General features: G+C 55.7%; 14 protein-coding genes and 1 pseudogene. 10 read left to right on the top strand and 5 right to left on the bottom strand.

The features are described 5' to 3' along the window. Positions 1-197: hypothetical protein (locus HCO70_RS21840; RefSeq protein ID WP_216665565.1), on the bottom strand; the 197-nt coding region annotated here is incomplete at its 3' end. 351 nt (positions 198-548) lie between these two features. Here HCO70_RS21840 and HCO70_RS25120 point away from each other — a divergent pair. Together HCO70_RS25120 and HCO70_RS21830 are read left to right on the top strand one after the other, a co-directional pair. Next, on the top strand, positions 549-989 hold the full coding sequence (locus HCO70_RS25120; protein WP_172300002.1) for a winged helix-turn-helix domain-containing protein: 441 nt from the start codon (positions 549-551) through the stop codon (positions 987-989). Between the two features lie 198 nt (positions 990-1187). Next, complete coding sequence (locus tag HCO70_RS21830) at positions 1188-3422, top strand: polysaccharide biosynthesis tyrosine autokinase (protein WP_172300001.1); 2235 nt, start codon at positions 1188-1190, stop codon at positions 3420-3422. 339 nt (positions 3423-3761) lie between these two features. Here HCO70_RS21830 and HCO70_RS21825 read toward each other — a convergent pair. Further along, positions 3762-4949, bottom strand: a pseudogene (locus HCO70_RS21825) (IS3 family transposase). 417 nt (positions 4950-5366) lie between these two features. On the opposite strand from HCO70_RS21825, the gene HCO70_RS21820 reads away from it, so the two are divergent. Continuing rightward, the gene (locus tag HCO70_RS21820; RefSeq protein ID WP_172300000.1) at positions 5367-5801 is read left to right on the top strand and encodes a MucR family transcriptional regulator; all 435 of its coding nucleotides are present in this window, start codon (positions 5367-5369) and stop codon (positions 5799-5801) included. Positions 5802-5999: 198 nt separating this feature from the next. On the opposite strand, the gene HCO70_RS21815 is transcribed toward HCO70_RS21820, so the two are convergent. Then, positions 6000-7189, bottom strand: a protein-coding gene (locus HCO70_RS21815; protein WP_172299999.1) for an IS3 family transposase whose coding sequence is annotated in 2 segments (ribosomal slippage) — positions 6000-6937 and positions 6937-7189 — 1191 coding nt in all. Because the reading frame shifts where the segments join, the coding sequence is not laid out codon by codon here. Between the two features lie 487 nt (positions 7190-7676). Continuing rightward, positions 7677-8447 (bottom strand): sugar transferase, encoded by a 771-nt coding sequence (locus HCO70_RS21810; RefSeq protein WP_253913418.1) that lies wholly within the window; start codon positions 8445-8447, stop codon positions 7677-7679. A gap of 885 nt (positions 8448-9332) precedes the next feature. On the opposite strand from HCO70_RS21810, the gene HCO70_RS24915 reads away from it, so the two are divergent. From HCO70_RS24915 to HCO70_RS21795, 3 genes are all read left to right on the top strand, one after another. Beyond that, a complete protein-coding gene (locus tag HCO70_RS24915) occupies positions 9333-9857 on the top strand; it encodes a DUF3768 domain-containing protein (RefSeq protein WP_253913417.1) in 525 nt (174 codons plus the stop codon). 326 nt (positions 9858-10183) lie between these two features. After that, the gene (locus HCO70_RS21800; protein ID WP_172299998.1) at positions 10184-10534 is read left to right on the top strand and encodes a helix-turn-helix transcriptional regulator; all 351 of its coding nucleotides are present in this window, start codon (positions 10184-10186) and stop codon (positions 10532-10534) included. Between the two features lie 10 nt (positions 10535-10544). Next, on the top strand, positions 10545-11021 hold the full coding sequence (locus HCO70_RS21795) for a hypothetical protein (RefSeq protein WP_172299997.1): 477 nt from the start codon (positions 10545-10547) through the stop codon (positions 11019-11021). A 95-nt stretch (positions 11022-11116) separates the two neighbouring features. On the opposite strand, the gene HCO70_RS21790 is transcribed toward HCO70_RS21795, so the two are convergent. Further along, positions 11117-11560, bottom strand: coding sequence for a MucR family transcriptional regulator (locus HCO70_RS21790; RefSeq protein WP_172299996.1), 444 nt, complete (start codon positions 11558-11560; stop codon positions 11117-11119). 252 nt (positions 11561-11812) lie between these two features. Between HCO70_RS21790 and HCO70_RS21785 the strand changes: the two genes are divergently transcribed. From HCO70_RS21785 to HCO70_RS21770, 4 genes are all read left to right on the top strand, one after another. Beyond that, positions 11813-12442, top strand: a complete 630-nt coding sequence (locus HCO70_RS21785) for a hypothetical protein (RefSeq protein ID WP_172299995.1) — start codon at positions 11813-11815, stop codon at positions 12440-12442. Positions 12443-12623: 181 nt separating this feature from the next. Continuing rightward, complete coding sequence (locus HCO70_RS21780) at positions 12624-12983, top strand: hypothetical protein (protein WP_172299994.1); 360 nt, start codon at positions 12624-12626, stop codon at positions 12981-12983. Continuing rightward, on the top strand, positions 12983-15058 hold the full coding sequence (locus HCO70_RS21775; RefSeq protein ID WP_216665564.1) for a type IV secretory system conjugative DNA transfer family protein: 2076 nt from the start codon (positions 12983-12985) through the stop codon (positions 15056-15058). Before HCO70_RS21780 ends, HCO70_RS21775 begins: the two co-directional genes overlap by 1 nt. 19 nt (positions 15059-15077) lie before the next feature. Further along, positions 15078-15971, top strand: a complete 894-nt coding sequence (locus HCO70_RS21770) for a replication-relaxation family protein (protein WP_172300025.1) — start codon at positions 15078-15080, stop codon at positions 15969-15971. Positions 15972-16124: the final 153 nt, after the last annotated feature.

Genomic DNA, 16124 nt, shown 5'->3' with positions numbered 1-16124 from the left:
GCGAAGGTGACTGTGCCGGAAGGCCACTCCCCGTAGAAGAAATCGTCTATATCGACCGGATTGTCCCCGCTGCCGGTGACGGCATAGCTGTAGTCCGCCGCAGCCGTCGAGGTCCGGAAGACCGTGAAGGTGAACACGGTAATACCCGATTGCCCCTCGGTCAGAGAGACGTCGGACACGGTAAGGTTTGCGGCCATTTTCAATCCACCATTTTGACTTCACGAAGCCAATGGCAGACGTGAATTTCAATAACAACAAAAAGATACAGTATACATGAAAATACCTCTTTATCTCATTATTTTCACCAGTTTTTATAACTATTTTATACCGTTTTAAAAAATTTATCCTTCTAAATCAAACAACCATCCAAAAATAGAACAGATTTAGCGATGGGCAAAACTACCTATTTTGAGGATAATCGAAAATTTTATCTTGAATTCTCACTGCGCTTCCTTGACGTAATGTCACCACATAAATGAGTGCATGCACCGACGGGTAAGCGATTGCCTTGACCCACGGAGCTAGCGCGAAAAAAGGAAGGAAGGAAAATGGCCCCCCAGCTGAAAACAATTGCTTTTAGGGACATCTTAATAGATGTCCCTTGCCGCGAAATAACCCGCGCCGGCAGAAGACAAAAGTCGGAGCCTCAAGTTTTCGACCTGATTGTGTATCTTGCCTCCAAAAGAGATCAGGTAGTTGATCGCTCCGAAATCTTGGCCAAGCTCTGGGCAGGAAAGACGGTTTCCGACATAACAATAAATAGCCGGATAAAGTCAGCCCGCAATGTACTTGGGGACTGCGGGAGAAAGCAGGAAATAATACGTACATACTACGGTCATGGGTTTCGATTTGTTGCGGACCCGGTCGAGTTGGTTTGGGCTACGCCGCGGCGTGATCTGTCCGAGCCAACGTTCCATGAGCTAAGCCGAAAAGCGGAGGCTCCGGCCAATACGAACTCCGCACGATTCGCCCACATCAGTTCAGACTAAAGCCAAGCCCGAAAAAGTTTGGCTGGAACTGGGGGCGAGAGCCTCTTCGGACCGCATACATCGACAGAACACCGTCGGCTTGGGGTCCATAGGGCTTGATCCTGACACCGCAATGAAAATCACCAGGATGAACATGCCCCCTCAACCGATAGTACGAAACATCGTCGGCGCTGATGGCAGCGTGTCGAGGCAAAAACAATGAACGAGATCAACATTCCCAAAGAAGGCAACGGACATCCAAGCGGTTCTCACCAACCGCGCAACTATTGGTCTGGCTCGCCCGCGCCCAGCAAAGCAATGCCCAGCTATTCCGACGACGAGTTGAACATTCTTGAGCTATTCACACAACTTTTCGACAGAAAGCTGCTGCTACTGGCCATGGCGATTGCTGGAGCGGCAGTTGGAGTTTTCGTAGGGCAACTGCGACCGACCCTATACCAGGCTCGCAGCGTCGTTCAGGTGGACAGAAGTGCTCCACGCATCGATCTTCCGGAAGAATTGGTGGGCAGTCTCTTGGCTGGCGACGATGTAGCTCGTGAGCTTGCCACTGAGATTCACATATTCAGCTCGAGGCTGGTCCTCGACCCGGTAGTAGAGGATCTGGACCTAAACATCCGCATCGTTCCCGCGAGGCTTCCGATCATCGGCCATGCACTGCAGCGCTATACAATTCCTATCGTAGACCGCCGAATTCCAGACAGGTACGCGAGGCCGGCAGAGGCGATCACCGTCGAATCGTTCGAGGTTGCCGAAGACGCTGTAGGAACCGTATTCCCGGTCGAGATACTCTCTACCGACACGTTCATGGTAGATGATCCTGCCGGTCATTCCATTGAAGGCACGCTAGGGTCTCCAGTCAAGATTCGGAACGGCGTTGAACTGACAATTTCAGAAATCAACGCGCCCATCGGGAGAGTTTTTTTTCTCTCAAAAGAACCAGTCTGGGTTGCCGCACGCCGGCTGGCGCGTAATTTCTCTGCCGACATTCGATATCAAAGTGAAGTGTTTGACTTCAAATATACCGATACATCACGCAAAATGAGCAAATTAATTATTAATGCAATCGTAGAATCCTACCGTACCGAGAATCTTAAGCGCCGATTTGCTGAAATCGATCAGACATTGAGCTTTATTCAGCACCAAATTCCGGATGTGAGTGCATCTCTGAAAACTGCGGAAATGACGCTATCCGCCTTCCTGGAAACGGAAAAAGCAGAGGGTTTGAGCCTCGGGACTCACGAACTGATCCAGCGTTCCGTCCGGCTGGAAAATGCGCTTCGAGACCTAGAGTTTCGAGAGGAGGTCCTAGCCAAGTCATTGTCGGGAGACCACCGGGACCTGAAGGCACTTGATTCAGGCAAATTGCAGCTAGAAAAGCAAATAGCCGAAATTCGCAGCGAACTGTCCGGCATTCCCAACGCGGAACAAGAACTGACGAGGCTAACCAAACGTGTAGAAGATCTAAAGACATTGCATGCGCAATTGCAGGGACAAATCAAACAACTACAGACACTCAAAGCGAGCACCGTCTCGAACATTCATGTGCTCGATCCTGCCGAAAGCGCGAGCGTCGCAGGGCCTGACCGAACTCGCCCGATCATCATTGGCGGTATGGGCGCATTTCTGATTACGACCGTCCTTGTATTCGCGCTGAACCAATTCGCACGTCGCGTCGAGGATGCAAGGTCTATAGAGGAGTTGGGATCGATCTTGCTTGCAACTGTAGACAAGGTCAAAAATCTGGCCAAGTGGAGGCCCGGCCGGCAGAGCAACGCGCTGGCATTGGCGGATCCGACTCATTCCGCAATTGAGTCTATTCGGAATCTCCGTACCGGAATTCAGTTTTCACTCTCCGCGACATCAAGCAATAGTTTGATGGTGACGTCCTGCGCCCCATCCGACGGAAAATCATTCATCTCGTTGAATTTGGCCCTAGTTGCCGCCTCAGTCGGGTCACGCGTATTGTTGTTGGACTGCGATCTCCGGCGAGGTGGGCTTCGCAACCAGTTTCCTCCGTCAATATCCATGCCCGGGCTGACTGAGATTCTGATGGGAACAGCGCAAATAGAAGATACGATCTTCAAGGAGGAAGAAACGGGGTTGGAATTCATAGGGACGGGAGCTCTGCCGAGGCATCCATCCGAACTTTTGTCTAAGCCAACGTTCTCAAAATTAGTTCGCGAATTGGAGAAAGTATACGACTTAGTAATACTTGATACCCCACCCGTATTAGCCGTTACTGATCCTTGCGTGGTCGGGCAATGTGCAGGAAACACAATTTTGATTGCCAGGCACCTCCACACCAGGCACTTGGAAGTTTTAACGGCGCAGAAAGCGCTCTTCGCATCCGGCGTATATGTGTCCGGTATTGTGATTAACCAAGCCGATCGACGGAAGTCGAAGTACCAATATTACTATGGGGGAAAATACTAATCTGTGAATTCCTGAATAGCCACGGAATACGGAAAGACTTCTGACCGAATACGTTCTTAGAACCGGTTTCTCTTTCTCTTCCAAGCATTCCGAACGCAACTTCTCAAGCGAGTTGTTAAGAGTATTCTTTCGATTGGCTGCGCCATGAAACCATTTTTTTGGGGCCATTTGAACCGCTGATTGGCCCAAAAGGCGTCGGCCATCTCACAAAAAAATCTTGTTACAGCGCCACGTTGCAGCAATCGCAGCCAGCCATGGCTTCCGAATGCAAACGGTCCAATTCATCCCAGCACGCGAACACGACCGTGGCCTGCCCAATCGTGTGGTTCTGTTTCAGACTTAGTGCATGACGGGCCCTGGTGCTACGGCTGGCGTGGCCGGCGATGGGTTTCCGGTTGAGTAAGCCAGCCACGAGATGACCTCCGGACCTGGTAGCCGATAGCCCAACGATGAGTGCGGTCGCTTGGTGTTGTAGTGCTGGCGCCAGCGCCAGCGCTCAATGACGATCTTCGCCTCGGCAAAGCTGTAGAAGATCTCGCCGTTCAGCAGTTCATCTCTCAGATTCCCGTTTAAGCTCTCGTAGTAGCTGTTTTCCCAGGGACTGCCCGGTACAATGTAGGCGGGCCTGGCTCCGATAGCGGCGATCCACTCGCGCACCACCTTTGCCACGAACTCCGGTCCATTGTTGGATCTGATGTGTTCCGGATCACCCCGCAGGATGAACTGGCCAGACAGCACATCGATGACGTCCACCGATCGTAGACGGCGGTCGATCCGGATCGCCGGGCACCGACGCGTGAACTCCTCGATCAGATTGAGCATTCGGAACTTCCTTCCATCGAGAGTCCGGCTCTCGACGAAGTCGTATTATCAGATACGGTTCGGCCGCTCCGGCCGCTCCGGCCGCAGGACCCATCATTCAGCCAGAGCCGGCTTTTCTTCGGTTGCCTCTGTGGGACCTTGAGCCCCTCCCGCCGCCAAATCCGCTCGGCCCGTTTAACGTTCACCGTCCAACCGGCATCTCGCAGTAGGGCCGCGATGCGCCGGTAGCCATAGCGGCCATACTGAGAGGCGAGAGCGATGATGTCCGCAGTGAGCGCATCCTCATCAGGACGACCACGCGGCACCTTCCGCTGGGTCGATCGATGCTGGCCAAGAACGCGACACGCGAAACGCTCAGAGATGCGGAACTTCCGCCTGACGTGGTCGACACAAGCACGGCGGCGGGCGGGGCATAGAAGTTTCCCAAGGCGGCCTCCCGCAGGATCAGCTTCTCGAGCGTGAGATGTGAAACGGCCTTCCGCGGCCGCTCGTTTTCCTTCTCAAGCTCCTTCAGCCGCTTCACCTGGTTGGTCTTCAGATCACCATACTCCGGTAATAGGTGAACTGCTTCACGCCGATCGTGCGCACTGCCTCAGCCACTGTCTGGCCCTGCGACACCAACACATCAACCTGCCGCAGCTTCGCGACGATCTCCTCGAGCTTGTGCTTCTTCCAACATTCTCTTTTCCACCCTGGGCTGCACACGGTAATCCAAAAATCGCGGGGCGCAAGCCAGACACGCGGCAGGTAAGACGGTCTCACATACATTATAACAGATATTCCATCGTCTCGCCCGACCACAGATGGACATTCCGTCCTCGGGTCAGGATGCAGCTAAGTCGATCGAATTCAAACATGTTACAGCAAAAAAATAGTAATTAGTAACCCACCCCGCGACTGCCTTGGTTCTGACAAACATAATTGCGAAAATCCCGACTTTCTCAGCGTTAATTTCGAGAAATAATTGGGATCCTCCAGCTGGCAGTGAGCGAACCCTACGGCAATTCCAAATTTTTTTTGAACCATTTCTAACTGTTTCTACAAATTGAAGGGCAAGGGACTGGTAAAAAACCACAGCGTTGCGTAAGCAATCGCAAACGCCCAATGCACGGAAGCTGCCCCATGAAAGATTCAGTCGACGCCCCAGAACGGGTCTTTGATCTTCTCGCGAAGACGACCGAGATTGTTACCGCCTATGTGTCGCACAATCAGATGGCGAAAGACGATCTTTCAGGGATGATCCGCTCGGTTCACGTGACCTTGGATAGCTTGCTAAAAGCGTCACACGACCCCAGAGAAAGGGCCTCCGCCCGACCGGTGCCTGCTGTACCAATTGACGCGTCAGTTACGCCGGATCTGATCATCTGTCTTGAGGATGGCAAACCGTTCAAGACGCTGAAGCGCCACTTGCGTACGGCCTACAACATGAGCCCCGAAGACTACAAGGAGCGGTGGGGACTCTCCAAGGATTACCCAATGGTTGCACCAAAGTATTCCGCCAAGAGATCGAGGGCCGCGAAGAAGAGTGGCCTGGGTAGAAAGCCAGCGGAAAACTAGGATCGGCGACGATCAATCGAAAGAGCTTGTGATTTCGGTGCTATCAATCTGCAGTCGGTTGCCAAGCTATAAGAGCTCAGGATCAAACTCAGTCGAATTGCCAATTTTTTTTGCTCACAAGGCCGAGTACACAGCTTCTGCAAAATGCAATTAACAAGTCTACTCACACAAACCTTGAGGTGACCTGCCACGGGTCTTTCATCCAGCCGCGACCGGAGCCCGGTTGGTGTTCACGCCGATCGGCGCAGGTTGAGCAATCGCCCGACGCGCGGAGCTTTCATCTTGCGCAGCGGGGCGGGCGATTGCGGTGGTCAGGGTCCGCGCGTAATCGGCCGGCGTCCGATAGTCCAAGGCCGAATGCGGACGTTCGGTGTTGTAGTCAGTCGCCCAAGCGGCGATCACGACCCGAGCATGGGCCAGATTGCGGAACATGGTCTCGTTGAGCAGTTCGTCCCGCATCCTTCCGTTGAAGCTTTCCACGAAACCATTCTGCATGGGTTTGCCCGGGGCGATGTAATGCCATTCGATGCGGTGCTCGGAGCACCAGCGCAGGATCGCGTTCGAGGTCAACTCCGTGCCATTGTCGCTGACGATCATGCCGGGTCGCCCTCGACGCTCGATCAGGGCCGTCAGCTCACGAGCCACTCGTCGCCCGGAGAGCGATGTGTCCGGGACAGCCGCCAAGCATTCACGGGTGATGTCGTCGACCACGTTCAGCACTCTGAAACGCTGCCCGCTCGCAAACTGGTCATGAACGAAGTCCAGAGACCACCGTGCGTTCGCCTGAGCTTCGACCAGGATCGGCGCTCGTGTGCCGACGGCTTTGCGCCGGGCCTTCCGTTTGCGCACCGTTAGTCCCTCCTCACGGTAGAGCCGATAGATCCGGTTGATCCCCGAGGGCTCGCCTTCGCGGCGCAGCAGAACGAACAGCCACCTATAGCCAAACCGCCGACGCTCGTTGGCCAACTCCCGCAGCCGGCCGCGCAGGTCCGTATCTGGCGCCCGCTGCGCCTGATAACGGATCATCTTGCGATCCGCCCCGGCAATCCGGCACGCCCGCCGTTCCGAAAACCCGAAAAGAGCCTTCAGATGCGCGACCACCTCGCGCTTCACGGCAGGCGTTACCACTTTTTTGAAACCAGCTCCTTCATCGCGGCGATGTCGAGCATCTGTTCCGCCAGCAGCTTCTTGAGCTTCGCGTTCTCATCCTCCAGCGCTCTCAGCCGCTTGGCTTCCGAAACCGTCATGCCGCCAAACTTGGCCTTCCAGTTGTAGAAGGTGCCTTCCGACATGCCGTGCTTGCGGCACAGATCGGCGCACTTCGCCCCAGCCTCATGCTCAGCCAGGATGCCAATAATCTGCTCGTCCGTGAATCTCGTTCGCTTCATTGTCCGTCCTCAAGTTGGGTCGGACTCTAATCGACAGTGGAGGAAAAATCCTGTGGCAGGTCAACCGCATTCGCACTAAGCGAAGTCACCCCCAGACGCAGCGCAAGACCGAGTGCCTGCATCTGACCAAGTTGAGCCGCTTCCGTCAGCAAAATCGTTAAGTATCCCGGCATCTGAAACTGCAGTTCGAAACCTTTCGTCGATCACCACAATGATCTCCTCCACTGTGAATAGGTAGTCAAACTGGGCCCGGCCTAAAGTCTATCACTGTAAGATGCCCAGATCCTTTCGGCGAGAGAGGGCACCATGAGACTGGCTTATTCAGAGAAGCCGATTACAAAACGGGACTGCAGCCACATTGTCTTGCTCAGAAGACCGACCCGCATTCTTGGCTACGAAAACGTATCGCGAGTTCCGAAACACTCTGACGAAGGGCTTTGCCCGACCCATCGGTCCATCGGTCCAATTTGCGTGACATTAGGCGACGTCAGATGCCCATGCGGCTGAAAATTACGGTCAGCGTTCTCCAGACAAGCCAAGCCTCCATCTTGAAATCCGTATGCGAGATGTAATAAAGATCGGCGCTCACCTTGCGCCGGGTCGCCTCGGAGCCCGTGACATAGCCGACTTCGGTCTGGGCCAGACCACTGATGCCGGGCCGAACGCGATGTCTTCGACAGTATCCAGATACTTCGCAGAGGTAATGTAGTGCATGCTCGTAAAAATCTGGCCGCGGACCAATCAGGCTCATTTCGCCTTTGAGCACATTAATGATCTGAGGCAATTCGTCGACCCGTGTGCCCCGGATGAAACGACCCAGCACGGTAATCCGGTGAAGCTCCAGGGGACATTCCGGTGTCCGTTCAAACGATCCGGCATCGCACATGGAACGAAATTTGAACATAGCAAACGGGGCGCAGTCGCGACCCATCCGTTTTTGTACGAAAAACAATGGGCCGGCATTAAGCCACGGGTTCAGCGCCAGCAAAAACACAGCCACAATCAAAAAAATTGGAACGAGCAACAGGCACATGCCAATGTCGAAAGCACGCTTGCTCACCGAAAAAACTACACGCCATGGCGGTCCTACATCACGCTCCCGATCGCGCCGTGTATGGTTTGAAACGGTTATCGCGCCAATATCGGACACGTCCAATACCATTGGTGGCATCTTCGCAGAAGAACCAATCCTGAGATTTGGGATCAATTCGTAAGGCAGATTGATGAAGCCATCTTCCGTTCGAATTAAGTCATGCATTACAGTGCCTCTCCGATCTAGCCCTTTCGTCAACCGTCTCCCCCATGCACTCCAAAGCCCGCCTCGCTAAAAAAAGGTCAGATCCCTTTTCAAGTTTTACTTCAGATAAATAAATACAAATAGACAAACGATTATTATTATCGTATCAATATTGTAATTTTCGCCAGATATTTTTCGTAATCTGATAGATTGCCCAAGTTCTAATAGCGATTCAAGATCGGACTGCTTCAAATCACCTTCACACAAGGAAGTAATACCGGTGTGATAGGAAAGGCAAGGAGCTCATTTCGCAGAGTGACACAAGGGCGGCACCTTGCAAGTCTCCACTCAACGGTATCGTGGAAAGCAGGTAAATTAGAACGTTCGCCATATTCTCGAGTCCAAGGCGTGAGAATTTCCGGGTCGACTTCTGGTGGGGCTATATCCTGATAATTTTATTACTGCAGTAAAACTTTCAGAACTCTTTTTCTGTATTCTACAGTACCATCAACATTATCGAGCAGCTAACCATGATCAAATCGACGTAATTGTGCGTTGCCGCACCAAAGACGGCAAGTTTTTCCGAACGCTGATCTTCAAGCCTTGGTGCGCCATTGGTTTGAGCAAATGCCATATGACGAATTCAGCCGCGAGTGTCGGTCGGCAATGTTTGGGCGCAGGCTTGACGCGGCCAGCGGCATCGAAGCATTTCAACGCCGGGTCGCATTTCCATCACGCTTCCCTAGATCCACTCACGAATTAGACATTCATCGGAACATTGTTGACTGACAGGTGGTTTCCGGAAATCCCGCCTGATGGCAAGCTACTCACAGACCGCTCTTTCTCTCCTTTCGGAGGGTGCGCCCGAAACGGTTTCGGGCCCCTACCCTGCGGAAGGAGAACTATATGCCAAGGGATATCGATGTATGTGATCTGGTTGGCGCTTATCCAATTTGCGCCAGTTGTGGTGATCAACGTGTTATGCGCGACGCCTCGGCGATCTGGAGCCTTGGGAGCCGCGGATGGGTCTTAGGGCCGACTTTCGACAGCTTCGTGTGCGAGCGTTGTGGCCGCTGCAATCTTAACTGGCTGGTCGACGAGACGTTCAGGACCAAACGAGTCCGTCGTCTCAATGACGAGTTGCGGCATGGCCAGGCCGACCATGCCTCCATCATGGTGACCACCGGGATCAAAGCGAAGGGCGAGCCGTTTCTGGCCGCAGTCACCAAAGCGGTGATCGATTTCAACACTTTCACTGAGGGTAATGATCCCCATGGCGAGCATGACTTCGGTTCTATCGACGTCGAAGGCGAGAAGGTGTTTTGGAAGATCGACTACTTCGACCTGAAGCTTGAGGGGCACTCCCTCGATGCCGCCAATCCGCTGCTCACACATCGTGTGCTGACGATCATGTTGGCCAGCGAGTATTGAACCTCGTTTCCACGTGCCAGGTCCGTCCCAAATGGGACGGACCATTTTCTTTGGGGCGTCATTCGCATTGACGGCGGATGCCCGGGTCTTGCCGGTATTCGCATTGTGCGCAAAACTATTCCTCTCCAGGATTGAGCACGGGCTGGGGGCGGCAGGTTCGGGCCGGAATAGGCGAAGCGGGCCCTCGCCCCTTCGCTCTCCAATACGTCGCTACGGTCCAGGACCTGCCGCCCCCAGCCCGTGCTCGGAATTCACAAATGAACGGTCGTACGCATACCGCGTCGCATCGGCTATCATAGGGTCATTATTCACTAACCGAACACACTATGTTCAAATCATTCAATGCCGACCTGAGGCTGATCCGGAAGCGATCCGGACTTACCCAGGCCGATTGTGGCCATCTCATCGGTGGCAAGCTTCACCAGATCAGTATGATCGAGCGCGGGCGCCGTGCGCCGACGATTGAAGAGATCTGCGCCTTATCCATTCTATACGGCCGAAGCTTCGAAGACCTCTATGCCGAGGCGTTCGAGAAAACCCGCCGCAACATCGCCGTTCATCTCGAGACATTACCGGAAGCGCCGCGCGACTGGCCGAGAGGGCATATTCGGAGCCGGACACTGGAGCGTCTGGCAGAACGATTGGCAGAGGAATCCAATCTGACGGATGGCGGCTAGCAGGTCGCGGGTGCTGTCGGTCGCCGCCCGAACCGGACGCCTCGGTGTCATCGTCCTGGAAGGTCCTGATCTGATTTACTGGAGCACTTCTGCGAAAGGATCCAAATCTGCGGATGCCGCGGCACTGGTCCTCCGAGGATGGATCGCGGAATTCCGACCAAATGTTCTGATCTCGGAGAACCCGGACGCGGCAGGACGAAAACGCGGTCGGCAGATCCCGATCCTGAAAGCCTTCGTTGATCTTGGTACAGAGTTGTCGTTACCGCACCGGGTGGTTGAGCGCAGGCGCCTGTTCAATAACGCGCATCAAGAGGCCGCCGCCTTCGTCCGACAATTTCCGGATGCCGCACCCACCGCACATGGGAAGCCGCCGATCTGGGGTAAGGAACCCCACAATCTTGTCTGCTTCGAAGCCCTGGCCCTGGCGCGGGACGCAGGCTGTATCGAAGCCACCGAGCCGGACGCACCAGAAGACATACCCGGCTGATCTGGGATGGACATGTTTGAATATTGGAAAGCTGCAGTCGGGTGCTGCAGCTTTTTTGCCAAAACAATCACCGCGCGGTGGGCGCCAGCAATAGGTTAGGCCGCCTTGGCCTTGCGCCCCAACCCAATCTTCTTGGCGGTCTTTGAGCGCCGCGCACTGTAGGAGGGCGCCAGGACCGGATAGTCGTTCGACAGCTGCCAGCGTTCGCGGTATTCGGTCGGGGTCAGCTGATGTTCGGTCGACAGGTGGCGCTTCAGCGTTTTGAAGTCCTTGCCGCATTCCAGGCAGGCTATCGCATCCTTGCCGACAGAGGCATCGATCGGGACTGCCGGGACAAGCGCGGCAGCTGGTCGTGCGCTCTCGACTTCTGCAGCTACGTTCCCGGTAAGACCAGATAGTGTCTTGTGGATCGAACGGTTCAGCGCCGGCAGATCACCGGCGGCCATCTGGTTGCGCCCGACATAGGCGGCCACGATCTCTGCCGTCAAAGAGAGCGTGTCGTCATGTTCGGTATCGGCTTCTAAGCGGGCGTCAGTCATCCTGCTGTCCTTGTTTTTCGAGTTTCATCAAGGCCGCTTAGTACGGCATGCATGCATGAAAGGCCAGATGTCTTCCAAATGCTCCTTCATTTCGAAAAAATTCATACCTATGCGTACCAGATTCGCTTCAGGGTGGAACATGGGTGCATAATACACTCCAGCAACAAACATGTCTGAATATTTCACTACCTATGTTATCATTTTCATTATTAAAGCGCGAATGTTCAACTGATTTACTTTGGAGGGGGAAATATGAAATCTTATGAAACTGCGCGCAAGATGTTCGACATTCTTGAAATTGCTGCCTGGTTAATGGTGGGAGCAGGTGTCCTATTGACGCTCAGTGGACCCGCGACCGTCTCACAATTCGCGCCAAGCGGCGCAGCTATGGCGGCGGCTCTGCCGGGAATCGCAGTCGCGTTCCTCGGAATGCTGCAGGTCGCCATCGTTCAGAATGCACGCGCCGGCGTAGACACCGCCGAATACACCCAGCAGATGCTGCAAGTGGCCCGAGATCAGCTCGAAGTCTCGCGGCGCGGCTTCAAGTTGCAGAAAGGCGCGCCAGCCGCGGGATTTACAGAAGCTCTATCCACTGACAGAGATGCGGATCCGCCTGTTGAGGGGCCGAGTTATGCCGACACGGCAAGCACAATGGAGTCTCAAAGCGAAGCAGCCGCCGCCATCGAGCAGTCCACGGAAGAGGCAGAGAAGGAACGGCCAGTTAGTTTCGAACACCGTGGACACCAGGTCTACGGCGCTGTCGATGGCTACTATTACGACGGTCAACGGTTCGACACGTCTGAGAAAGCCGTCGAATTCATTGACCGAAAAGATCCGTTGCTGGCGCAGCAGGCAAAGGATCCGTCTCGTAATGCGGTCTGAACACCACCCCCATACAGACCCCCAACCCGTATGGGGGTCCGGTATGGGGAGCCGGGGCGGAACATCGCGGATCACTCCGGAACGAGTATCGAGCTTTGTTTGCCGTGACATATACCGCTTCAGCGGCATTATCTCTGGTCCTCCCACCCACCCCAATGGCGTCATTGATCCGGTCTGACTGATGCGGGTGGCCATCGACCATCACACGGTGCACCGCGGTTTTCCGTTCCGGAAGACCTTTGAGGAGGTGCACCTGACTGTGGCCTTTTCCCATGAAGAGAAACAGGTCATCCGACAGAGGGGATTGCTGAAATTCAAGCTCGTCGATCGCCGCCCAGCCAACGCGCGCGTGGACGACCGGGATCAGAAGTTCGAACTGCGGGTGGAGCACCTGATGGACGGCCGCACCGACCGGTTTCTCTGTGCCAACCCGTCTGCCGCCAAAGACTACGAAGCGGATCTGCTCGCCGTTCTCGAGCAGATGAAGCGCTGGCTCGACGACAATATCGAGACCGGCATACGCACCGTGACCGAATTCTGATGTCGCGCTCGGCAGGCGAAAACTTCTTCGGGTTGTTCCTGACATTCACGATCCTCGCCTTCCTCGTTATCATCGCGGTGCTCGTGAGCTACGTCGCGCTCGTCGGTATTGTCGCCTACGTCGGCTATCGCCTCTGGAAAGAAAACCCTTGGCGGCTCGAGCGCGTCGCCAGGCGCGAGACGGAGCTCCTGTACGATCATGCACTCTCTGGCAGCGTGCAGCTCTTGGAGACGGAGATCGACGCGGCGTTGCTCCACCACTGGCCGCCGGACACGCCCGAGGCGCTGCAGATCCAGCTCCTTGCGATTGGCAAGGCGCTCTTCGCACAAGAAGGCCTGATGCCGGAGATCCCGCCGCCGCCGGCCCTCTGCAACACGATCGAGGGCGCTCGCTACCGGGACATGATGGCCCGGGCCGGTCAGGCCCGCGGCGATCGCGTGATGGTGCTCACCGCCCTTGATATGATCTCTCTGAGCCTGACGCCGATTGCCCGGGCGGTTCCCGCAACCTCCGGCGATGTTCTGGTCGAGGTAACCCAGTTCCTGCATCCACTCGGCCAGGCCGTCCAGGACGTGATCGCCCCCTTCTTCCAGGATAACGACTACGCCCACTTCAAGGCGTTGCGCGACCAGCTCGACGCCAACCTGAGGCGCACGCACCGCACCCAACCGATCTTTCCGACCGAGTACAAGGGCGACGATGTCGTCGACACCTATCTCAGCGGCACGCACCTGAAGGCGCTCTTTGTGCTGAAGACGCCCTTCGAGATACCCGAGGAACGGCGCTTCGAACATACTCATATCATCGCTGGCAGTGGCCACGGCAAGACCCAGACCTTGCAGTACTTCATCGCGCGCGATCTCGAAGCAGTCTCACGACGCGACAAGTCCGTGGTGGTGATCGACAGCCAGGGAGATCTCATCAACACGATCCTGCGCGCCAGGCACCTGCCCCCGGAACAGATCGTGCTGATCGATCCCGAAGACATCGCTTGGCCGGTCTCACTCAACCTGTTCTCGGTTGGCCAAGAGCGGCTGGCCCATTACAACGACCTTGAGCGCGAGCGCCTCACCAATTCGATCATCGAACTCTACGACTTCGTCCTCGGCTCCCTGCTGGCCGCGGCTATGACCTCGAAGCAGAGCGTCGTCTTCCGCTATGTCACCCGCCTCATGTTCTACATCCCAGGTGCGACCATCCACACCCTGCGTGAACTGATGGAGCCCGGTGGCGCGGAGAAATACCAGGAGCACATCGCCAAGCTCGACGGCACCGCCCGGCGGTTCTTCGAGACGGAGTTCGACAGCAAGGAGTTCGCGCCGACCAAGACCCAAGTACTGCGCCGACTCTACGGTGTCCTCGAGAACCAGACCTTCGAGCGGATGTTCTCGAACCCGACCTCGCGTTTCGACATGTTCACCGAACTCGGAGCCGGCAAGCTGATCCTGATCAACACCGCCAAATCGCTTTTGAAAGAACAAGGGACGGAGATATTCGGGCGGTTCTTTATCGCGCTCATCGCCCAGGCCGCCCAGGAGCGGGCCACCCTGCCCGACCGCGATCGGCTTCCGGCCATGGTCTATGTTGACGAAGCCCAGGACTACTTCGACCGCAACATCGGCGTCATCCTCAGCCAAGCGCGCAAGTACCGGGTCGGCATGACCATGGCGCACCAGTATCTCGGCCAACTCTCCTCCGGCCTGCAGGAGGCTTTCGAGGCCAATACCTCGATCAAGCTCGCTGGCGGCGTCTCCGCGCGCGACGCTCGGTCGCTGGCCGGTCAGATGAGCTGTGATCCCGACACGATCCAGCGACAGCCAAAGGGGACATTCGCCACCTTCGTTCGAGGCCTCACCGACCGAGCAGTGCCAATCTCGTTTCCGTTCTTCGTGCTCGAGAACATGCCGAAGGCCACCGAGGAAGAACGTGATGCCATCCGCGAGCTCAGCCGAATTAACTACGCCGATCCATGGCAGAACACTGCGGCTCAGGACGATCCGCCGGGGAACGAAAAACCTGAAGAAACAGAAGAAATTCCGCTTCCGGATCCAACCGAGCCTTCGCCGGAGCTTTGAGCCGGATTAGTCTGTGCGCATGTCGACACAGACTGACAGTCTCGGACGCGCCACTTTCCATCATATCGCCCCGCAATCGGACGTGGTACCGACGGAGCGCGAGCTGCGTTGGCTGAAACACATCGAGCGCCATGGGCCACAATCGTCGCAATACCTTTACGAGCTCACGCGCGATACCCATCGCTGCAAGGATACGGCCCTGCGACAGATGCAGAAGCTGCGGGCTGGTGGATACCTGATGTTGCCACCGCAGCAGCGGCGAACCGCGAAGGCCGAGTTCAATCCGTACATTTACGATCTCGGAATGCGTGCTCGCGACCATCTACGCGATCTGGGTTTGGATGAGCCAACCGTTCGGCCACAGGGACACTGGTGGCACAGCTTCGCGGTCGCGCAGGTTACCAGTGCAATCGACATCGCTGCCGCAAATGATGGCGTCCGTTACATCCCGGCACACGAAATCCTGGCGATCAAGGGTGCGTCGCTCAGCATCCTGGTAGGTCGGCAGCGGCTGATCCCGGATCAGCTTTTTGGGCTCGACTACGGCGGTACATACCGGGTATTCGCCCTCGAAGTCGATCGTGGGACGGAACCGAAGACCTCTCCTGCCGCGAGGAAGAGCTGGGCGTCGTCGATTGATCTCTACCGACAAGTGATTGAACAGCAGATCTGGAAGTCGCACTACGGGCTGAAAGCCAATCTGTTGGTGTTGTGGGTGTGTGCGAGGACGGGAGATGTGGAGAAGTTGCTGGAGATGGTCGGTCCGATGGCACCCAGCGTTGCGAACGCAGTGTTGGTTCAAGGTGTCCCGGAGGCCGGTATGGCTCAAATTGAGAAACACAAACTGAGCTTCTACGGGTCGCGCTGGCAGCGCGCGCGCGAAGTGCCTGTTCGGATTTGTTCTGTCAGTTAGGGGCGCTATGCGGACACGGCTAGAAAGGGCGGAAAGGAGCCATTCGCGGCAAGGGCATAAGTTGAGCGCACCAATCACGAAAGCTGACATTGATCGACGGCTCAAGAAAGCGCCGAACTTCGACTGCATGGCGCGAATGCATAAGAGATCTAG

Origin of the sequence: Pseudoruegeria sp. HB172150 (assembly GCF_013184805.1) — a bacterium.
Lineage (GTDB): Bacteria > Pseudomonadota > Alphaproteobacteria > Rhodobacterales > Rhodobacteraceae > Psychromarinibacter.
Note: the sequence above shows the minus strand (reverse complement) of the source record. Positions and strands in the feature narration are given on the sequence as shown.